Origin of the sequence: Hymenobacter elongatus, assembly GCF_004745955.1 — a bacterium.
Lineage (GTDB): Bacteria > Bacteroidota > Bacteroidia > Cytophagales > Hymenobacteraceae > Hymenobacter > Hymenobacter elongatus.
Map to the genome: position 1 here is coordinate 81,776 of NZ_SRLD01000015.1, position 20,241 is coordinate 102,016.

General features: G+C 59.5%; 20 protein-coding genes and 1 pseudogene. 8 read left to right on the plus strand and 13 right to left on the minus strand.

Annotation, left to right across the window (positions count from 1 at the left end; genetic code table 11):
- Nucleotides 1-3: 3 nt before the first annotated feature.
- From E5J99_RS09460 to E5J99_RS09500, 9 genes are all read right to left on the minus strand, one after another.
- Nucleotides 4-465: a hotdog fold thioesterase gene (locus tag E5J99_RS09460; protein WP_135497479.1), complete on the minus strand. Its 462-nt coding sequence runs from the start codon at nucleotides 463-465 to the stop codon at nucleotides 4-6.
- Entirely contained in the window at nucleotides 440-1,621 is a 1,182-nt protein-coding gene (locus E5J99_RS09465) for a 3-hydroxyacyl-CoA dehydrogenase NAD-binding domain-containing protein (RefSeq protein WP_135497480.1), read from the minus strand. The genes E5J99_RS09460 and E5J99_RS09465 overlap by 26 nt, the downstream gene beginning before the upstream one ends.
- Nucleotides 1,622-1,758: 137 nt before the next feature.
- A complete protein-coding gene (gene paaD, locus E5J99_RS09470; protein WP_135497481.1) occupies nucleotides 1,759-2,265 on the minus strand; it encodes a 1,2-phenylacetyl-CoA epoxidase subunit PaaD in 507 nt (168 codons plus the stop codon).
- Nucleotides 2,259-3,062, minus strand: a complete 804-nt coding sequence (gene paaC / locus E5J99_RS09475; protein ID WP_135497482.1) for a 1,2-phenylacetyl-CoA epoxidase subunit PaaC — start codon at nucleotides 3,060-3,062, stop codon at nucleotides 2,259-2,261. The genes paaD and paaC overlap by 7 nt, the downstream gene beginning before the upstream one ends.
- A 53-nt stretch (nucleotides 3,063-3,115) precedes the next feature.
- On the minus strand, nucleotides 3,116-3,403 hold the full coding sequence (paaB, locus tag E5J99_RS09480) for a 1,2-phenylacetyl-CoA epoxidase subunit PaaB (protein WP_135497483.1): 288 nt from the start codon (nucleotides 3,401-3,403) through the stop codon (nucleotides 3,116-3,118).
- Between the two features lie 159 nt (nucleotides 3,404-3,562).
- Entirely contained in the window at nucleotides 3,563-4,516 is a 954-nt protein-coding gene (gene paaA / locus E5J99_RS09485; protein ID WP_135497484.1) for a 1,2-phenylacetyl-CoA epoxidase subunit PaaA, read from the minus strand.
- Nucleotides 4,517-4,726: 210 nt separating this feature from the next.
- A complete protein-coding gene (gene paaE / locus E5J99_RS09490; RefSeq protein ID WP_135497485.1) occupies nucleotides 4,727-5,806 on the minus strand; it encodes a 1,2-phenylacetyl-CoA epoxidase subunit PaaE in 1,080 nt (359 codons plus the stop codon).
- 114 nt (nucleotides 5,807-5,920) lie between these two features.
- Nucleotides 5,921-6,502 carry a TetR/AcrR family transcriptional regulator gene (locus E5J99_RS09495; protein ID WP_135497486.1) on the minus strand — a complete coding sequence of 194 codons (582 nt, stop codon included), beginning with the start codon at nucleotides 6,500-6,502 and terminating at the stop codon, nucleotides 5,921-5,923.
- Between the two features lie 184 nt (nucleotides 6,503-6,686).
- The gene (locus E5J99_RS09500) at nucleotides 6,687-7,079 is read right to left on the minus strand and encodes a group III truncated hemoglobin (RefSeq protein ID WP_135497487.1); all 393 of its coding nucleotides are present in this window, start codon (nucleotides 7,077-7,079) and stop codon (nucleotides 6,687-6,689) included.
- A gap of 107 nt (nucleotides 7,080-7,186) precedes the next feature.
- On the opposite strand from E5J99_RS09500, the gene E5J99_RS09505 reads away from it, so the two are divergent.
- The 3 genes and pseudogenes from E5J99_RS09505 (at nucleotide 7,187) to E5J99_RS09520 (ending at nucleotide 9,333) form a co-directional block, all read left to right on the plus strand.
- Nucleotides 7,187-7,789 (plus strand): AMP-binding enzyme, encoded by a 603-nt coding sequence (locus E5J99_RS09505; RefSeq protein WP_135497488.1) that lies wholly within the window; start codon nucleotides 7,187-7,189, stop codon nucleotides 7,787-7,789.
- An 89-nt stretch (nucleotides 7,790-7,878) separates the two neighbouring features.
- Nucleotides 7,879-8,745, plus strand: a pseudogene (locus E5J99_RS22240) (alpha/beta fold hydrolase).
- Nucleotides 8,746-8,868: 123 nt separating this feature from the next.
- Nucleotides 8,869-9,333 carry a MaoC family dehydratase gene (locus E5J99_RS09520; protein WP_135497491.1) on the plus strand — a complete coding sequence of 155 codons (465 nt, stop codon included), beginning with the start codon at nucleotides 8,869-8,871 and terminating at the stop codon, nucleotides 9,331-9,333.
- 76 nt (nucleotides 9,334-9,409) lie between these two features.
- On the opposite strand, the gene E5J99_RS09525 is transcribed toward E5J99_RS09520, so the two are convergent.
- Nucleotides 9,410-9,745, minus strand: coding sequence for a hypothetical protein (locus tag E5J99_RS09525; protein WP_135497492.1), 336 nt, complete (start codon nucleotides 9,743-9,745; stop codon nucleotides 9,410-9,412).
- On the opposite strand from E5J99_RS09525, the gene E5J99_RS09530 reads away from it, so the two are divergent.
- From E5J99_RS09530 to E5J99_RS09540, 5 genes are all read left to right on the plus strand, one after another.
- Nucleotides 9,737-10,927 carry a hypothetical protein gene (locus E5J99_RS09530; protein ID WP_135497493.1) on the plus strand — a complete coding sequence of 397 codons (1,191 nt, stop codon included), beginning with the start codon at nucleotides 9,737-9,739 and terminating at the stop codon, nucleotides 10,925-10,927. The two genes, E5J99_RS09525 and E5J99_RS09530, sit on opposite strands and share 9 nt — an antisense overlap.
- A gap of 149 nt (nucleotides 10,928-11,076) precedes the next feature.
- Nucleotides 11,077-11,316, plus strand: a complete 240-nt coding sequence (locus tag E5J99_RS21845; RefSeq protein WP_245318849.1) for a carboxypeptidase-like regulatory domain-containing protein — start codon at nucleotides 11,077-11,079, stop codon at nucleotides 11,314-11,316.
- Nucleotides 11,317-11,331: 15 nt separating this feature from the next.
- Entirely contained in the window at nucleotides 11,332-13,092 is a 1,761-nt protein-coding gene (locus tag E5J99_RS09535) for a TonB-dependent receptor plug domain-containing protein (RefSeq protein WP_245318850.1), read from the plus strand.
- Between the two features lie 15 nt (nucleotides 13,093-13,107).
- Nucleotides 13,108-13,557 carry a TonB-dependent receptor gene (locus E5J99_RS21850; protein WP_245318852.1) on the plus strand — a complete coding sequence of 150 codons (450 nt, stop codon included), beginning with the start codon at nucleotides 13,108-13,110 and terminating at the stop codon, nucleotides 13,555-13,557.
- A 241-nt stretch (nucleotides 13,558-13,798) separates the two neighbouring features.
- Nucleotides 13,799-15,064 (plus strand): zinc dependent phospholipase C family protein, encoded by a 1,266-nt coding sequence (locus E5J99_RS09540; protein WP_135497494.1) that lies wholly within the window; start codon nucleotides 13,799-13,801, stop codon nucleotides 15,062-15,064.
- A 31-nt stretch (nucleotides 15,065-15,095) separates the two neighbouring features.
- Here E5J99_RS09540 and E5J99_RS09545 read toward each other — a convergent pair whose 3' ends face one another.
- From E5J99_RS09545 to E5J99_RS09555, 3 genes are all read right to left on the minus strand, one after another.
- Nucleotides 15,096-15,515 (minus strand): hypothetical protein, encoded by a 420-nt coding sequence (locus E5J99_RS09545; protein ID WP_135497495.1) that lies wholly within the window; start codon nucleotides 15,513-15,515, stop codon nucleotides 15,096-15,098.
- Nucleotides 15,516-15,618: 103 nt separating this feature from the next.
- On the minus strand, nucleotides 15,619-17,043 hold the full coding sequence (locus tag E5J99_RS09550; protein ID WP_135497496.1) for a TolC family protein: 1,425 nt from the start codon (nucleotides 17,041-17,043) through the stop codon (nucleotides 15,619-15,621).
- Nucleotides 17,044-17,146: 103 nt separating this feature from the next.
- Nucleotides 17,147-20,227 carry an efflux RND transporter permease subunit gene (locus E5J99_RS09555; protein ID WP_135497497.1) on the minus strand — a complete coding sequence of 1,027 codons (3,081 nt, stop codon included), beginning with the start codon at nucleotides 20,225-20,227 and terminating at the stop codon, nucleotides 17,147-17,149.
- Nucleotides 20,228-20,241: the final 14 nt, after the last annotated feature.

Genomic DNA, 20,241 nt, shown 5'->3' on the forward strand with positions numbered 1-20,241 from the left:
TGGTTAGGTTGTTGGTTCTTGGGTTGGGATGCTCAAAATGTCGGTGCCGGTGCGGTAGGCCGTGCCTTTGAACAGGGCCAGCACCGTGCCGTGCTGATTGGTGACGCGCAGCTGGTACACGCCGATTTTATGCTTCAGGCTCTCTTCCCGGGCTTCCACAGTGATGAGGTCGTGGAGCTGGCCGGCTTCCAGGTAGTCCATCGTCACGCTCAGGCCCACGCTGAAGCGGCCGTGGCTGTTGCAGGCAAAGCCGAAGGCCGAGTCGGCGGCGGAGTAGGTGACGCCGCCGTGCAGGTTGCCGAAGCCGTTGAGCATGTCGGGCCGCACCCGAAAGTGCAGGCGGCAGTAGCCGGGGCCCACCTCGTCGATTTCCAGCCCCAGCAGGCGGGTGAAAGCGTCGTGGCGCAGCATGTGCTCCTTCACCGCTTCGGCCGGGTGGTTAGCGTGGGGCAGCGGCCGGCTCATGCTGAAGGAAAAGCTGATTCTGGCGCACCATGCGGCGCAGCAGCGGGCTGGCGCGGTAGCGGTCCTCGTGGTACTCGGCGTAGAGGTCGTCGAGGGTTTTGAGCACGTTTTCGGGCCCCAGTTCGTCGGCCCAGGCCAGCAGGCCTTTGGGGTAGTTCACGCCCTTGGTCATGGCCAGCTCCAGGTCCTCGCGGGAGGCCACGTTCAGGGCCAGCGCGTCCACGGCTTCGTTGATGAGCATGGCCAGAATGCGGTGCAGTACGGTGCGGCCCAGGGTTTCGTCGCGGTTCGGCTCGGGTGGCACGGCATCGGCGGCGTAGCTGTAGAAGCCGCGGCCCGACTTGCGGCCGTAGTAGCCGGCCTCGAACAGGCGCTTCTGGGTGAAGGAGGGCTTGAAGCGCGGGTCGTAGAAAAACGAGGCGAATACCGACTCGGTAACCCGGTAGTTCACGTCGTGGCCAATGAAATCCATCAAGGCAAACGGGCCCATGCGGAAGCCGCCCAGCTCGGTCATGGCCCAGTCGATGGTGGCCAGGTCGGCAATTCCTTCTTCCATAATGCGGATGGCCTCGCCGTAGAAGGGGCGGGCCACCCGGTTCACGATAAAGCCCGGGGTGTCCCTGGTCAGCACCGGCAGCTTGCCCCAGCTTTGCACCAGGTCGCGCACTTCCTCGGCCAGCCCGGCGCGGGTCTGCACCGCCGGAATGACTTCCACCAGCTGCATAATGGGCGCGGGGTTGAAGAAGTGAATGCCGATAAACCGCTCCGGCTTCCGGCAGGCGGCGGCAATGGAGGCAATGGAGAGCGAAGACGTGTTGGAGGCCAGAATGCAGGTGTCGGAAACCAGCATTTCCACTTCCCGAAATAGCTGCTGCTTCACCGCCAGATCTTCCACAATGGCTTCCAGCACCAGCCCACAGTCCCCGAAATCCGACACGTCCTGGGTCAGGTGCAGGCGGGCAAACGTGGCCGCGGCGGCCTCGGTGGTCAGCTTGCCTTTCTCCGCCAGCCTGGTCAGGCTGGCTTGCAGGGCGCTGCCGGCCCGTTGCAGGGCTTCCGCGTTCTGGTCGAGCAGGCGCACGGTGTGGCCGGCCGTGGCCACCACCTGCGCAATGCCCGCGCCCATAGCGCCGCTGCCGATTATTCCGATGATCATCCGTGAAAGTAAAGTGATATAAAGACTTTTGTCATTCCGAGCGAAGCCGAGGAATCTCGCGTGCTGATGTTGAATTACTACTCAGACGTCAGCACGCGAGATTCCTCGGCAAGCTCGGAATGACGTTCTGGATTAGCTCACGCGTGGCACTTGAAGTAGTCGAAGGGCTCCTGGCAGTCGTCGCACTGATAGTGGGCTTTGCAGGCCGTGGAGCCAAACTGGCTGACGAGGTGCGTGTGCGCTGATTTGCAGAGCGGGCAGCGCACGGCCGTGTCCTTGCCGAACAGGTTGAGCATGTGGCCCGTCGCGGTGCCATCCACGGGCGGCGCGATGCCGTAGGCTTCCAGCTTGTCGCGGCCCGCCTGGCTCATCCAGTCGGTGGTCCAGGCGGGGCTGAGCTGGTTGTGAATGGTGAGCCGGGTGATGCCCTCGGCCAGCAGCCGCAGCCGGATGTCGGTGGCAATGGTGTTCATGGCCGGGCAGCCTGAGTACGTCGGCGTGATGCTGACCGTCACCTGCTCGCCCTCCACCCGCACGCTGCGCACGATGCCCAAATCCAGAATGCTGAGCACGGGCACCTCGGGGTCCAATACCTCTTCCAGCAGCTGCCAGACGCGTTCTTCGGTGGGCGCCGCGGCTACCATGTCAGGCCCGGATACGTGCGCTGCATGTACTGCAGCTCGGCCAGGATGTAGCCCAGGTGCTCGGTGTGCCGGCCTTCCTTGCCGCCGGTCATCATAAACACGCCCTGCGGAACGGGCAGCGTAGCTTCCTCAAAAACGTGCGCCAGGTGCGCCTCCATTTTCGGCAGCAGTGCGGCGTAATCGGGAATGAGGCCGGTGGCCTGCAGGGCTTTTTCGGTGGCTGTGGGCGTGGTCAGCTCACCGGAATAGCGCCAGAGGCTGGCCAGGGCTTTGTCGAGACGCTGGCGGCTTTCCTCCGTGCCGTCGCCGAGGCGGATGATCCACTCCGAGCTCCATTTCAGGTGGTAGGCGGCCTCCTTCACCGCCTTTTCGGCAATGGCGGCCAGGCGCTCATCGGCGCTGGCGCGCAGCTGCACCAGGCAGTGGTAGTGGAAGTTGTCGAACAGAAACTGCCGGGTGATGGTGTCGGCAAAGTCGCCGTTGGGCTGCTCCACCAGCAGCGGGTTGCGGTACTGGGTGGCGATGCGCAGAAACGCGAGGTCGTCCTCGGTGCGGCCCTGGCCTTCGAGCTCGGCGGCGTACTGATACAGGCTGCGGGTTTCGCCCAGCAGATCCAGCCCGATGTTGGCCATGGCCAGGTCCTGCTCCAGCACCGGCCCGTGCCCGCACCACTCCGACAGCCGGTGGCCCAGAATCAGGCTCGTATCGGCCAGTTGCAGCACGTACTGAAACAGGAGCTGCCGCAGCTCGGGCGGGTAGGCATTCAGCGCCGACGTATCGGAAGGGGCAACTTGCATAGGGCGAAAGTAAAAAGCGGCCAGCTGACCGCTCCGGGCAGTCAGCTGCTTACCTACATGTGCTTAATGGAGTCCGGCACGTCGTAGAACGTGGGGTGCCGGTACACTTTGTCGTTGGCCGGGTCGAAAAAGGCCTCGGCATCGTCGGGGTTGGAGGCGTGTACGTGCGTCGACTCGACCACCCAGATGCTGATGCCTTCCTGGCGGCGGGTGTACACGTCGCGGGCGTTCTGGATGGCCATGGTGGCGTCGGCGGCGTGCAGGCTGCCCACGTGCTTATGGTCGAGGCCCTGCTTGCTGCGGATAAAAACCTCCCACAGCGGCCATTCGGATTGGGTCATGATTCTGGTGTGGCCTCACCCCCTAGCCCCCTCTCCGAAGGGAGATGGGGAACTAGCTCTAGCAGCTGGCTTGGGCTTTAGGTAAAGCTGATTTTTAGAGTAAAAAAAACTAAAAGCTAGTTCCCCTCTCCCCTAGGAGAGGGGCTAGGGGTGAGGCCACTACGCAGCCTGCGTCGCCATTTTCCGGGCGCGTTTCTTGGCGTGGGCGGAGGCGGCTTCGCGCACCCAGGCGCCTTCCTCGTGGGCTTTCACGCGGGCGCCGAGGCGGTCCTTGTTGCACATGCCGTTGCCCTTTACCACGTTCCAGAACTCCTCCCAGTTTACGCCGCCGAAGTCGTAGCCTTTCTTGGTCTCGTTCCACTGCAGCTCCGGGTCGGGCACGGTCAGGCCCAGAAACTCGGCCTGGGGCACCATCATGTCCACGAATTTCTGGCGCAGCTCGTCGTTGGTGAAGCGCTTGATGCGCCAGTTCATCGACTGGGCCGTGTTCGGCGAATCAGCGTCGGCGGGGCCGAACATCATCAGCGTGGGCCACCACCAGCGGTTCAGCGCTTCCTGGGCCATTTCCTTCTGCACCGGCGCGCCTTCGCACAGCGTCTGCATAATCTCGAAGCCCTGGCGCTGGTGGAAGCTTTCCTCCTTGCACACCCGCACCATGGCCCGGGCATAGGGGCCGTAGGAGGTACGGCACAGCGGCACCTGATTCAGGATGGCCGCGCCATCCACCAGCCAGCCCACCGTACCCATATCGGCCCAGCTCAGGGTGGGGTAGTTGAAAATGCTGGAATACTTGGCTTTACCCGAGTGCAGGTCGGCCAGCATCTGGTCGCGGGAGGTGCCCAGGGTTTCGGCGGCGCTGTACAGGTAAAGGCCGTGTCCGGCTTCGTCCTGCACCTTCGACAGCAGAATGGACTTGCGCTTCAGCGAGGGGGCGCGGGTAATCCAGTTGCCTTCGGGCAGCATGCCCACCAGCTCGGAGTGGGCGTGCTGGGAAATCTGCCGCACCAGCGTCTTGCGGTACGCATCGGGCATCCAGTCCTTGGGCTCAATGCTGATGTCCGCGTCGATGCGGGCCTGAAACTGCTCTTCGAGGTTGATTTCTACCGTTTCCATGCGCTTTCAACAATGTTTAACTAACAATCGTTAGTTAAAAGTAAGGAAAAATTTGGGCTTTACTCTATTGTATACGCTCAACCCAGACAGAACGTCATTCCGAGCGCAGCCGAGGAATCTCGCTTGGCGTCGTTGGCTTACCCCTCCACCGTCGGCACGCGAGATTCCTCGGCTGCGCTCGGAATGACGTTCAACGAAATACTGGTCCGGCTACTGGTCAAAATCCACAGTCACCTTTTCCGAGGTCGGGCGGGCCTGGCAGGAGAGGACGTAGCCTTTGGCTAGTTCGCGGTCGGAGAGGGAGTAGTTCACGTCCATCTCCACCGTGCCTGCCACCACCCGGCAGCGGCAGGTGCTGCACATGCCGTTTTTGCAGGAGTAAGGCGCATCCACGCCGGTTTCGAGCAGGGCATCAAGGACAGTGTTGCCGTAGTACGACATCTCCAGCACCCGGGTCGTGCCGTCGAGCTGCACGGTTACCTGGCTGTGCTTGTCGTCGGCGCCGGCGGGGTGGGGGCGGACCGGGCCCGCCGCCTTTTTGCCGCTGCTGGCCGAGGTAAACATTTCGAAGTGAATCTTCTCCGGGGCCACACCGGCGTCGGTCAGGGCCGCTTTCACGCCCAGAATCATTTCCTCCGGCCCGCAGATAAAGCACTCGTCGATCTGGCTGGCGGGCAGAATCTTGTCGAGAAACAGCTCGGTTTTCTGCTGGTCGATGCGGCCGAACAGCAGATCGGTGGTACCCTGCTCCCGGCTCAGCACGTGGTACACGCTCAGCCGGTTCAGGAACTTGTTCTTCAGCGCCTCGATGCCCTCCTTGAAGATGATGGAGTTGCGGCCCCGGTTGCCATAAATCAGCGTCACCTGGCTGTGGGGCTCGGCCAGCAGCACCGTTTTGATGATGGAATACACCGGCGTAATGCCGCTGCCGGCCGCAAACGCCACGTAGTGCTTGGCCTGGTCGGGGTGCAGCGGGGTGTGGAAGTGGCCGGCCGGCGGCATCACGTCCAGCTCTTCGCCCACCTGCAGGCTATCCACGGCCAACGACGAAAAGCGGCCCTCGGGCACCTTCTTGATGGCTACCTGCCACTCGTTTTCCAGCGGACTGCTGCAAATGGAGTAGGAGCGGCGCAGCTCTTCGCCGTTGTGCTCGCGCCGAAACGTGAGGTACTGGCCCTGGGTGAACCGGAACGTGTCGCGCAGCTCCGCGGGCACGTCCAGCGACACGACTACCGCGTCGGGCGTTTCGCGCTGAATGCGCTTGATCTTGACTTTATGAAATCGACTCATGTAGTTTTTGGTTTTTGGTTCTTAGTTTTTGGCTCGTGGTATTCTGGTACAGCCGGCTGCATTTGCAGTCCATCGGGAGCCAAAAACCAAACACCATCAACCAAAAACCAGCCGCTATTTGGCTATTCCGTTCAGGAGCAGGGTCATGATGTTTTCTTCGAGCTCTTCGGCCGTGATGCCCCGGCCCGGCCGGTACCACAGCTCCACCCAGCGCACCGCCGACAGAATGGTGAACAGCGCTACCGACGTATTCACGGGTTGCAGCTCGCCGGCGGCAATGCCCTGCTCAATCAGCGCCGCAAAGCCCTTTTCGTAGTTCTTGCGGGCTTCCTTGAAGGCTTCGAGCTTGTCGTTGGTCAGGTACTTCCAGTCGTTGTTGGCCACCGAAACGGCCGCGCCATCCTCAATCATGAGCCGGATGTGCAGGTGAATCAGGGCCTTGATCTTCTCGACGTAGGAAGTTTCAGTCTGCTCAATCTGGGCCAGCTGCGACACGTAGGTGTTCGAGACGTGGAAGCAGATCAGCTCCAGAATCTCGTCCTTGGAGTTGATGTGGTTGTACATGCTGGCCGCTTCCATGCCCACCTGCGCGCCCAGATCCCGCATCGACGTACCGCCAAAGCCTTTGGCTTTAAACAGCTTGGCCGCTTCTTCCAGAATCAGCTGGCGCTTATTGTTCTTGACTTTCTTGGTCATTCAGCTGGGGGAATGGTACGCCGCCGTTGGCAATCATTGGTTTACACCAAATCAGAGTCAGGTTGAATTCCTGCGCGGTTTCGAGGGGCAACTTCTGGCAATAGGCTACTAAAAGTAAGGATGCTAGTTTAGATAAACAAACGTTTGTTAGTTTATCGATCCTATGCCACTCGTGAAGTCGTGCTTATAGCAACGGAATACCGCGTCCTTGCCGTGCCATAGCGATTTTAGCCTGGAACATCTCACCCATACGGGCTGCCCGTAGCTTGACCTCTTCCGCTTTTTCGCCCGCAAACAGTTCGTCCACGGCATGGGTGAATAACTGCAGCCAGCGGGCGAAGTGAGGTGCCTCAATGGGTAAGGCAAGGTGGCGGGCACCGGGGTTGCCCCGGTAGCCGCTGGCCTGTCCCAGTAGGGCCGCACTCCAGAAGCGGGTCATGGTGTCGAGGTGGGTGGGCCAGGTGTGCGGTGAGATGCGACTGGCGAAAACGGGGGCCAGCAGGTCGTCCTGGCGCACTTGGGCGTAGAAGGTTTCGACGAGGAGGCGTAAATCGGTGGCAGTTGTTATATCGGGCATGGAGGGCGGCAAGAAACCAGCAGGGCGACAATCGGCGGGGACAAGCCGGCGGGTACGTGGGTAAAGCTACCTGCTAAGCACAATGCTGCCGAAACGAGTTCCGCCGCCTGGGCTTCGGGCTCACCGAAGTTGGTCCCAACTTGTTTTCCCTGCATCAGGACGACGCTATCCGCAAAATTGGCTCCATTGGGCGGACCAATTTTTACGTCGAAACCAAGCTACTCGATGCGCACGGCCACGAAGCCGGCCCCAATGAAGCAGGCGAGTTGTGCCTGCGCGGCCCCGTGGTGACGCCCGGCTACTGGCGCGACCCCGAAGCCACCGCCAAAGCCATTCCCGACGGCTGGTTTCGTACCGGCGACCTGCTGCGACGGGATGAGGACGACTACTTCTTCGTGATGGACCGCATTAAGAATATGTACATCTCGGGCGGCGAAAACGTGTATCCGACCGAAATCGAGCGGTTTTTACTCACGTTTCCGGGTGTGTCGGAAGTGGCGGTTGTCGGGGTGGCTGATGCGCGCTGGGGCGAGGTCGGCAAGGCGTTTATCGTGACCAAGGGACCGGCTATTTCCCCGGATGAGCTGCTGGCGTATTGTGCCGGCAGCCTGGCCCGCTTTAAGGTGCCGAAATACGTGGAGCTGGTAGCCGAGCTGCCCAAAAACGATACCGGTAAAATCAATAAAAAAGTACTCAAAGCCAGCGTATGAGCTTTGTCGCCCGCTTTCTGTTCGCAGTTGTCGTTCTACTTCTAGCCCGCACCCCGGCCATGAGTTTCCAGACGGAAGAACCAGTTCCGATGCGCCAGGTAATTGGCTCCTACGGCTTGCCCGAGCACAGCATCACGCTAGCCGACTCGCTGCAGGTGGCCTACGTAGATGCCGGCCGGGGCCCAAAGACGCTCATCTTTATTCATGGCCTGAGCAGCTACGTGCGCGCCTGGGAGCGCACGATTCCGGCGCTTGGCCAGGGTGCGCGCTGCCTGGCCCTGGATTTGCCCGGTCACGGCAATTCGTCGAAGGGCCACTACTCCGGCTCGATGGAATTTTACGCTGAGGTACTTCACCAGTTTATTCAGAAGCTGCACCTGCGCCACGTCACGCTGATGGGCCACAGCATGGGCGGGCAAATAGCGGTGACGGCGGCGCTGAAATACCCCCAGGAGATAGAGAAGCTGGTGCTGGTGGCTCCGGCCGGTTTTGAGACCTTCACCGCTCCCGAAAAGCAGCTGCTGCGCACTTTCTACACCGTGCAATCCATCCGGAATACGCCCGAAGCCTAAGTACGCATGAATCACAAGTACAACTTCTACCAGATGCCCGCCGCCCTGGACCTCTGGATACAGGAGCGGCTGGCCATGATGCGGTGCGCCGATTTCGAGCAGTATGCCCAAACCGTCGTCAACAGTATGTCGGGGATGCTCGATGGGCCAATTCTTGACCGGTTGCCGCAGGTGATTCAACCCGTGTTGGTCGTCTTCGGAGCCGATGATTTCCTGATTCCGAACCGGGCATTGCACCCGAAACTAACCACGGCAGCCGTAGCTGCCGCGGGGGTGGCGCGGCTGCCGAACGCCCGGCAGGTGCTACTGCCGCAGGCCGGGCATTTTGCTCACTACGAGAAAGCACCGGAGTTTAATGCGTTGGTAAAAGGGTTTATGAAGTGATAGAATGAGCGTAGAGACGCATCTTTACGCTGCGTCGGCGAATAATCCGGCCCTACCGCCCGGGTTACCGTTCAACGACGACCCGCTTGTAGGCGTATCGTCTTTTTCACCTATTCTTACCGCATGAGCAGCGTCACCATTACCAGCCTTAAGGAGCTGGAGCAATACGAAGGCCAGGAGTTGGGCGTATCGGACTACCACACCATCACGCAGGAGCAGATAAACCAGTTTGCCGCCGCCACGCTGGACTTCCAATGGATCCATACCGACGCGGAAAAGGCCCGGGCTGAGTCGCCTTTTGGCGCTACCATTGCGCACGGCTACCTCACGGTTGCGTTGCTGCCGTATTTCTGGACCCAGATCGTGCAGATAGAAAACCTGAAAATACAGGTGAACTATGAAATAGAAAGCTTACGCTTCAACCAGGCCGTGACGGTGAACAGCGAAGTGCGGTTGCGGGCCAAGCTGCTATCGGTGAAAGATCTGCGCGGCATTGCCAAAGCACGTATCGACGTCACGATGGAAATAAAGGACGTCAAAAAACCTGCTTACAGCGGGGTTATCACGTTTTTATATCATTTCCAATAAGCCATTTTTTCGCCGGGTTTTGTCGGGTTCGGGCAAACGGGCACGGCGAAATCCGGTTCTTTTTTATTGGTACTGATCAACGGGAAAACGCCCTTAAAAACCTGTTGAAAACACTGCCTTGGAAGGCGCTCTGTTCCACCCGATTCCTGCGTTTCCAATGAAAAAGAAACTGGAGAAATTCGCCGATTTCGCCTCCGATATTCTGCTCCACGAAATAGCGTGGCTCACGGAAATACAGTAATTTCAGGATGCCGACAACCGCGAGATTCTGCAGACCATTGCCCACAATTGCCAGCACCCGCGCACGCCCGCCGAGTTTCGCACGGCCATCGACAAGCGGAAGTATTCCAACCTGAAACAGTGGATACAGCAGCACCTGGACAGCATCGACGTCGATAAGCACTTGGTGCATATCAATCAGCTCGACCAGAAAATCATGACCGACTCCATTAGTCCGGGGGAGGAAAAGGCCCTGCTCCAAACCATTGCCCGCTATGAAAAGCCCGATTATTACTTTATCAAATTCTACGAGCTGACACTGAGCTACCGGCAGTTTCTGCTCATCCGGATGCGCTACAAGGACTACCAGACGGTGTCGCACTTTATTGAGCGGCAGCGGGGTAGCTCCGAGAAAAGCCGCGCCGTCAGCCAGAAGATTCATGATGCCACACTCGATATCACCACGCAGTATGCCCAGCATACGACCGAGAGCCGGCAGTGGGAGCAGTGGCTGCTCGATACGTTTTATGACGAGCCGCTGGATGGACTGAACCGCTATTTCGCCGTGGTGCGGCTTACGTTTTTATATTTTAATTACTCGGCTTTCGATAAGCTAAAGGTCGTGTATGACGCGCTGGATATGCTGCTGAGGCAGGGCGTATTTTACTCGCGCCGTATTCTGTTTAATTACTGCGCTAACTGCGTGCTGCTGCACTCCAAATTTGACGTGCTGCAGCAGGCTGAAGAGTATGGCTACTTGTCGATTAAGCAGAAAAATAACGACCACCTGCACTACCTCAATAACTACAGTGCTATTCTGCTGCGACAAGGGAAAATACACGAGGCCCTCTGCCTGATGAAGCAGTCGTTTCCGGCGCTAAAGCACACGAATAACCTGCGGAATAAAATTGGCTTCATGTCATTTTACGTGAAGTGCCTGAACCTGAACGGGCAGCCTGCCGACGGCGAAAAGCTGGCCGACAGCTTCCTGCGCGACAACAGCAAGGATATTCTGGCCCACCGCTGGCATATTTTCTTCGTGGCGTATTTCCAGGCGCTGGTATTGCAGGAGAAATATGATAAGCTGCTCAAAACCTGCCGTAAACTTCACCTGCTGCAAAAGGAAGCCGACTACCGCACGCGCCCCAACTACCTGCCCACGCTGCAGTGGTACTACAACGTGAGCCAGTACGTAGAAAACGAAATTGACGATGACCACTTAGTGGAGAATATGGTCAGCTCGGGCCAGCCACATTTCGGCAATCCGCACAAGCAGCGGCTGTTGCTGGATTTGCTGCAGGAAGTGAAGTCGTGCATTCCGCACCTAAGCGTTCGGATAAAGTCCAGGCTGCTGAAAAAGGAAGTAAGTAATTGATATTAAAGTATTTGTATTCGTGTTGAACAAGGGATAGAGGTTAAGTTCACCTTCGTTTTCTGCTGTGCTGGGAAGCAGCTGGTAGGCGAGCCGTGTAGATTCATCCTACACTCTCCACACCCGCAAAAATCCCCCCTAAACACGAGCACATGGCCACTGAATTTCTACTCATTTTGCTGTTTCTTGCCCCAGCGTGGGGAGCAGTGGCACAAAGTGGCGGCATCCGGGGCCGCATCACCGATGGTGCCTCCGGCGAAGGTTTGGCGGGCGTCACCGTCATTCTGGTGGGGAGCAGCAAAGGCACTGCTGCGGGCACCAATGGCGCGTTTGAGCTAACCGGCCTCACGCCGGGTGAGCAGACATTCCGCTTCTCGTTTATCGGCTACTAGGCCACCGATAAAACCGTGACTATAGGTACCGATGTTGTCGACCTAGGCACGGTGGGCTTGAGTCTGGCTCCGGTGGGTATGCAGGAGGTAGTCGTGTCGGCGTCGCGGCGGCCCGAGAAGCTGACCGAGGCGGCGGCTACCATCAGCGTAATTAATTCCCGCCAGATTTCGGAGCTGCCGTCCTTCAACGTGGGCGAACTGCTGGCCCGCCAGAAAGGCGTCGACTACATCCGGACCGGCGTGCTGGGCGCGGGCCTGAACGTGCGGGGCTTCAACAGCGCCTTCAACCCCAAAAACCTGCAGATGAACGATGCGCGCCTCTCCACGCTCATTGCCACCGGTTTGCCGCTGGGGCCGCTGAGTAGCGTGGTGAAGGAGGATATTGAGCGCGTGGAAGTGGTGCTGGGGCCGTCGGCGGCTTTGTGTGGCCCCAATGCCCACAACGGCCTCGTAAACACCATCAGCAAAGACCCGCGCACCTCGGCCGGCACCACCGTGGCGCTGGGGTTGGGCAATCAGAGCGTGTTTTCGGCCCGGCTACGGCATGCTCAGGTGCTGAGCCCGAAGCTGGCGTTTAAGGTAACTGGCGAGTACACCAAGGGCATGGACTTCGACTACGTCGATACCGTCTATTACAACAACACCGCGTTTGCCAAAGCGGCCACGCCCGCTACGCCGGCCGTCCCGGCCCGCTTTCATGCTGAGCAGGAACTGGAGCTGGACCGCAGCTTTAAGTCGCTGCACGGCGAAGCGGCCATGTGCTACAGCCTCACCAATAAGGCCGACGTGATACTGAGCTACGGCGGCAACCAATCGAGCTACGTGGCCCAGACCAACGCCGGCCGCAACCAGATCAAGGATTGGCAGGTGCACTACCTGCACGCCCGCTATGTGTCGCCACGGGTATTCGCGCAGGTATATCATGCCTGGAGCATCACCGACGATACCTACGCCATCAACCAGCGCACCCAAAACTACCTGAGCTTCAAGGGTGCCGGTTTTGGCGAGGAAGAGGCGCGCCGCCGCTCCTACGAAGAGCAGTTGTTCGGAACGACGATGACTTCGGGCGTAGCCCTGAAGCGTGGGGCCGTGTTTAAGGATAACTCGCGCCGCATCAACGGGGAGTTGCAGTACAATAACCAGTTTAAGGGCTTCGATGTGGTAGTGGGCACCCAATACCAGCGCGACATGCCCAACAGCCGCAAGACCTGTCTTTTCGACCGCGACGGGGACATCATCATCAACCAGATTGGCGTCTATACCCAGATAGAGCGGGTGCTGGGGGCGGGCTTCAAAGCCATTGGGGCCACCCGCGCCGACCAGCACGACCGCTACGGCTTCAACTTCATTCCCAAAGCTGGCGTGGTCTGGACCAAGAATGAGCAGTCGTTGCGCCTGACATACGGCAAAGGCATTGCCGCGCCCACCATTCTGAACCTCGACGGCTATTTGTTTGGCGGGCTGCTGCTGGGCAACGCCGAGGGCTTCACGCTCAGCAATGGCACCACGATAGAAAAGCTCAAGGTGCAAACCAGCACCTCGGTGGAAGTGGGCTACAAAGGCCGGGTGACGCCGAAGTTTTTCGTCGATGCCAATGCCTATTACAACGTGTCGGAGAACTTTCTGAGTCCGGCCATTAACATTGCTTCCGCAGCCAACAAGATTACCGTAACCAAGCGCGGCAACACGCCCATGAGCGACGTGGTGCCCGGCACGCCCGAGGCCGGGGCCGCCACCGTGCTGACCTATGTCAACTTCGGCAAAGTCGATACCTAAGGTGCCGATCTGGGGTTGAGCTACTACCTGAGCAACGCGCTGAGCCTGGCCCTGAATTATTCCTGGTTTGGCTACAAGCTCGATACCGGCGACCTGCGCAACGACGGCAACAAGGACGGAAAAGTGCAGGCCCAGGTCGATTTGCCCATCAATACACCCGCCCACAAGATGAGTCTGGCCGTGAACTATAGCCAGAAAAAGTTCTTCGGCTCGGTGTTTACGCGCTGGGTGCAGGCCTACGATTTCTTCTCCGGTATCAACGTGGCGGCGGCGGAAAACGCGGACCTCAAACTCAAGGAAAACGCCCGCTACGGCCGCGCCTGGAACTACGGCCCGCTCGCAGGTTTCACCACCGTGGACGTGCGTGCCGGCTACCGCGCCAACCGCTCCAGGTCAGCAACCTGTTCGACTCGAAGGTGCGGGAGTTTGTGGCTTCTCCTTTCATCGGGCGGCTCTATTCGGTGAAGCTGAAGGTGATGCTACCCGCTGGTGGTAAGTAGCAGCGCCACGCTACACGGGGCGCACTACTTGAAACGCAGGAATCGATTGGGTTTGGAATGCAAAGGCAACGGCCCCTGGTCGTTGCCTTTCTGCTTGAAAAGTGCCCCGGTTCCGGCGGACGCGGCTACAACTCCGGTTCAGCTTTCGCGTACAGTCAAGGCTTCCCACCCCGACACCGTCGTCCTGCGCGGAGGCTTCCTATTGCATGCTCAAATGGGTCTTTTGTAGCGTCTGGGCCCTGCTGCTCGCGCCGCTTTCCGCTGCCGGCTACTCAGTGCTCACGCACCAAGCCACTATCGATTCGACCTGGAAGCGCTGCTTGGCGCCGCTGCTGCAGCGCCGCTACCCCGGCGCTACTGATGAACAGGTGCTGGAAGCGAAATCGTACGCCTATGGGGGCTCCATTATCCAGGATATGGGCTTTTATCCCTTCGGTTCGGAGCTTTTTACCAATCTGACCCACTACGTGCGCAGCGGCGACTTTGTGCGCAACCTGCTCGACGAGGCCCAGGACTCCAACGAATACGCATTTGCCTTGGGCGCACTGGCCCACTATGCCGCCGACCTTAGTGGCCATCCGGCCGGGACCAACAAAGCCATGCCGCTGGTATATCCGGAACTGGGTAAGCAGTTTGGCAAAACTATTACCTATGTCGAAGCGCCCAAGCAGCATACCCAGCTGGAGTTTGCTTTCGATGTAGTGCAGGTGGCGGCCGGCCGCTACCGCACCAGCGACTACCAGCGCGCCGTGGGGTTTCAGGTGAGTAAGCGGGTGCTCGAAACGGCGTTCAAGAAAACCTACGGCTTGGAGCTGGGCCAAGTGATTTTCAATGTCGATTTGAGCATCGGCTCGTTTCGGTTTGCGGTGCGCCAGCTCATCCCGGTGGCCAGCCGGGCGGCGTGGCATTCGCAAAAGAAGGAGATTCGGGAGCTGAGCCCTCGGGCGCGGAGGCGCGAATATGTGTATACCGAGAGTGAGCGGCAGTTTCGGAAGCAATATGGCACGGCCTATGAGCACCCCGGCACCGGGGCGCGGGTGCTGTCGTATTTTGTGCGGGTGCTGCCCAAAATAGGGCCGCTGGCTCCCTTTGCTTTCCGGCCCCCCACGCCCGAAGCGCAGGAGCTATTCAAGGCCAGCTTCCGACAAGTTATCGTGAACTACTGTGCCCTGGTAGAGCAGCAGCCCAAGGATACTACTGCTGCCAGTCCGTTGCTGGTCAACGCCGATTTCGACACCGGCCACGAAACTAAGGCCGGCGAATACGCCTTAGCCGACGAAACCTACGGCGAATGGGTGCGACAACTTGCCAAAGGTAAATTTGAAGGTGTAAGCGGGCCACAAAAGCAGAATATCTTAGGCTTTTTCGGCTCGGTGCCCAAGCAGCCCAAAGACGAAGACGAGAAAGAAGCCGCCAAACAGAGGGAAACCCAGGCAGCCCTGCAACAATTGCGGGCGGCGGCAGTGAAATAGCTGGTTCTGTTTGAGGAGCACCCTCGTAGGCTTACAGCCCGGTTTCCATCAGCCAGCGCACGGCTTCTCCTTCGTCGGTAAATACCTTCACCAGAAAAGGCTGATTAGGCCTAAGCACCAGGGCCGCCGCCTCCCGCAGGCCCGCCTGGCTACTGATGGCCTGCCATAGCTCCGGCGAAACCAGAGATGCCAGCCGCAGTTGGCTTGTGAGCTGCGCAGCCGCAGCCGGCAGCCACTCCTGACTGACCCAGGTTGCAATAGCCACATCGGGAGTAGAGCGGCGGCGGTCCATCAGCCAGCGGTGCATCTGGTGTTCCAGCGCAGCATCCAGCATTGCGTGGTGCCCCGCCTGCAGATCTGCCAGTGGCGCAGCGCCTAGCCAACGCGCCGTCAGAATGCCCAGGTCGGCGCGAAATTGCAGAGTCAGAACAGTTGGATCGGGGGCGCGCATGGGGGATAAGGGAAGTAGTGCGCAAGGTAGGCGGCTTTCGCAACTTAAGCGGCACAAGAAGTTGACTGTGGTACTAGCTAGGACCAGCTCTGCCCGAAACGGATTAGCGAGTGGCGGGTTCCTGCACTAGGCCGCCACTCAGCCGGCGCAGCGTGGTTTCGGCTTGCTTGGCCTGGTAGCGAATGTCAAGCAGGCGTACTTCCGCGTCGAGCTGGGTGCGCTGGGCCTCGCGCAGCACCAGTGGTGTGAGCAGCCCCAGCCGGTAGCGCTCCAGGGCAATGGCTACGTTTTCGCGGGCCAGCAGGATATTGGCCTCTTCCAGATCCAGCAGCTGCAGGCGGTTTTGGTAGCGGGCGTAGGCCTGTTCGGCGTCGGCGTCGAGCTGCAGCTGGGTTTGGTCGAGCAGCAGCTGGCTTTGTTCCTCGCCGATGCGGGCATTTTGCTCGAGGCGGGTACGGTTGAAGCCATCGAAGATGGGAATGGAAGCTACTACGCCGTAGTTGAGGCCTCGGGTAGCGTTGGTGCTCGAGGTGAGCTGCGTGCCGGCGAAAGCGGCGTTGTTGATGTTGCGGTTGAGGTTGTAGCCCGTGGTGAGGCCCACCTGCGGAAACCGCGACGCCCGCACCAGCTTCCGGTCGTAAGTGGCTACTTCAATATTCGTTTTGGCCCGTTGCAGGCGAGGGTTGTTTTGCCGGATGGCTTGCACAATAGCGTCCCGCTCCAAGTTCCGGCTCACCACGATGGAGTCGGCGGGGCTGAAATCCAGGGAAGGGGTGCGGCCCAGCAGATTGTTGAGGTTGATTTTGGCCGTCGTCAGGGCTTCCTGCTGCTGAATCAGCGCCGACTGGTCGGCGTTGTAGTCGACGCGCGCCGTCAGAACTTCTACTTTGGCACTCACGCCCACATCCACGCGAGCCTGCGTGAGGTCGATGCGGGCCTGCCCGATTTTCAAGGCTGCCTCAATCGACTTAATCGTCCCTGATTCGCGCACGACGGCGAAATAAGCGTCGGTGATGCTGCCTACCGTCTCTTCCAGCGTGGCCCGCGTGAGCAGCTGCTGGCTTTGGTTCAGGGCCTGCAGCCGGTCGTAGGCAATGAACATTCCAAAGCCATCAAAGATGGTCCAGGTAGCCGCCACGTTGGCATTGAGCTGGTTGCTGGTGCCGCCATTGACGACGCGGGCCGGGCTAGGATTGCCCAGCGAATCCCGCGTGCCAAACTGCTGCCTGATATTATTACGGTTGAAGTTACGGCTGAAGTTGCCGTTCACTACCGGTAGCTGGCCGGCGTTGCCGCGCGTCACGTTGTTATCCGCAATCTGCTCGTCGGTGCGCGAAAGCCGAATGTTATAGTTGTTTTCTAGCCCAATCTGGATGGCTTGCGCCAACGTGAGCGGCGCGGCGGGGGCCACCGTCTGGGGCTGGGCGGTCTGCCGCGGCATAAGCACGGGCTGCTGGGCCATGGAAGCAAATGGAAGCGCCAGAAAAGCGGCACTCAGCAACCGGGAGATATAGGATCGAAACTGCATTCGGGAAACTATGCTGGAGCTAAATGGCTAGTTCCCCTCCCCAGATAAGGAAGGGCTAGAGGTAGGGTGCGGCTGCGCCCTCTGGAGCGAGGAAAAGCGCCGCTTACGCCGTTACGGCTTCTTGGGGCTCGTCCTTCTTCTTACTGTGCTTCTTGGCCGTGGCGAAATAGGAATACATGACCGGCACTACGTAGAGCGTGAGGCCGGTAGCAAAAAACAGCCCGCCTACCACCCCGATACCCATAGCCCGCCGGCTCAGTGCCCCCGCGCCGGTGGCAATAGCAATGGGCAAAATGCCCAGAATGGCGCATAGCGAAGTCATCAGAATAGGGCGGAAGCGAGCCGTGGCACCTTCCACGAGGCCGGTCATGTAGTCCACGCCTTGCTCCACGCGCTGGTTGGCAAACTCCACAATCAGGATGCCGTTTTTAGTCACCAGCCCCACCAGCATAATGATGCCGATCTGGGAGAAGAGGTTCAGCGACTGGTTGAAGTACCACAAACTGAGCAGGGCTCCCGACAGGGCCAGCGGCACCGTTACCATAATGATTACCGGGTCGCGGAAGCTTTCAAACTGTGCCGCCAGCACCAGATAGATCAGCACCAGGGCCAGGCCGAAGGCAAACAGGAGTGAGGAGGAGCTTTCCTGAAAGTCGCGCGAAGCGCCCGACAGCTCGGTTGAAAACGTATCGTCAAGATTTTTTTCGGCCAGGGCTTCCATTGCCGCGATGCCGTCGCCTAGGGTTTTGCCGGGGGCCAGCGAGGCCGAGAACGTAGCCGAGTTGTAGCGGTTGAAGCGGTAGAGCTGGGGCGGCGTGCTGCTTTCGGTGAGGCGAATCACGTTGTCGAGCTGCACGAGCTGGCCTTCGTTGTTCTTCACCGACAGCAAACGCACATCCAGCGGCTGGTTGCGGTCTTCGCGGGCCACCTGCCCGATAATCTGATACTGCTTGCCCTCCCGGATAAAGTAGCCAAAGCGCTGGCCGCTGAGGCCCGCTTGCAGGGTCTGGCTGATGCTCTGCACCGATACGCCCAGGCTCTGGGCCTTTTCGCGGTCGATGTTGACGCGCAGCTCGGGCTTATTGAATTTCAGGTTCACGTCCACAAACTGGAAGGTGGGGTCCTGGCGGGCTGCGTCCAGAAACTTAGGTACGGCCGCGCGCAGTTTCTCGAAATCCTGGGTCTGAATTACGAACTGCACCGGCAAGCCACCGCCGCCGCCGCCGATACTCTGGTCCTGCGACACGGAGGTACGAGCGGCGGAAAGGCGTTTCACGCCGGAGCTGAGGCCGGCGGCCACCTGGTCCTGGCTACGGCCCCGCTCATCGGCTTCCACGAGCAGCACCCGGGCAATACCCGAGTTGGAGCCCCCACCGAAGCCGGGCGACGTGACGGCAAAAACACTGCTCAGGCTGCTGCCCGAAGAGTCCTGGGCCAATTGGGAAACCTGGGTCATGTAGGCATCCATAAACTCAAATGAAGCCCCTTCCGGACCCGTGGCATTCACGTTGATGCGGCTGCGGTCTTCCACCGGAGCCAGCTCCGAAGGAATCACCTTCATGAAAAACCAGATGCCCACGCCCGTACCCACCACCATTAGCCAGGCCAGCCAGCGGTTGCGCAGAAAAGTCTGGAGGCTGCCTTGGTACCCGCTAATCATGCTGACAAAAAACGGCTCGGTTTTGCGGTAAAACCAGTTATGCTTTTCCTGCCGTTTGAGCAGTACCGAGCACATCATGGGCGTCAGCGTCAGCGAAACGAAGGCGGAAATCAGGACCGAGCCGGCTACCACGATGCCAAACTCCCGGAAGAGGCGGCCCGTGATACCCGTCAGGAACACGACGGGCAGGAACACGGCCGCCAGCACCACCGTGGTGCTGATAACAGCCATCAGAATTTCTTCGGAGCCTTTGATGGCCGCCGTTTTGGGGTCTTCTCCTTCCTCAATGCGCGAATAAATATTCTCCAGCACCACGATGGCGTCGTCGACTACCAGGCCGATAGCCAGCACGATGGCTAGTAGCGTCAGCACGTTGATGGAGAAGTCGAGGAGGTACATCACGAAGAAAATACCCACCAACGACACCGGAATGGCCACCACGGGAATGATAGTGGAGCGCCAGTCGCGCAAAAACAGGAAGATGATAATAACCACCAGCACGAAAGCCTCGATGATGGTATGCTGTACTTCGGTGATGGATTTGCGGATGAACACCGAGTTGTCGAAACCCGGCTTGAGCACCAGGTCCTTCGGCAAATCCTTGCCGTAGAGGGCAATGCGCTGGTTGAACTCGTCGGCAATGTCAATCTGGTTGGAGCCCGGCTGCGGAATTACGGCCAGACCCACCATCGGTGTGCCGTTCACTTTGAATATAGTCTGGTCGTTTTCGGGGTACAACTCGGCGTAGCCAATGTCGGAGAAGCGCACCAGCGAGGCGGCTTCCTTGCGGATAATGAGGTTATTGAAGTCTTCCACCGATGTGAGGCGGCCCATGGTGCGCAGCGTGAGCTGCGTGTTCTGGCCCTGCACGGCGCCGCTGGGCAGCTCCACGTTTTCACGGGTCAGGGCAGTTTGTACGTCTACCGGACTCACGCCCAGCGCGGCCAGCTTCACGGGGTCCATCCAGAGGCGCATGGAGTACTTTCGCTCCCCATACACCCGCACTTCCGATACCCCCGGAATTGTCTGGAGGCGCTCTTTCAGCGTGTTGTTGGCATAGTCCGTCAGCTCAAGCAGCGTGCGCTGGCTAGAGCTAAGGTAGGTCATCACAATGGGCTGGGAGTCGGCATTGGCCTTGCTCACGATGGGCGGATCAATATCGCGCGGCAGGCGGCCCTGCGCCCCCGATACTTTGTCGCGCACGTCGTTGGCGGCGGTTTCCAGGTCGGCATCGAGGTCAAACTCCACCGTAATCTGGGTGCGGCCGTCGCGGCTGTTGGAGGTCAGGTTTTTGATGCCCGCAATGCCGTTCAGGGCTTCTTCGAGCGGCTCCGTTACCTGGCCCTGCATTACGTCGGCCGAGGCTCCGGTATAGGAAGCCGACACTGTAATAATGGGTGGGTCCACGCTGGGGTACTCCCGAACGCTGAGATACCGAAATCCGATAACGCCGAAAATCACGATGACAAGGCTCATCACGATGGCGAGAACGGGGCGGTTGATACTGGTGGAAGATAAGCTCATAGGGTTGTTGCAGG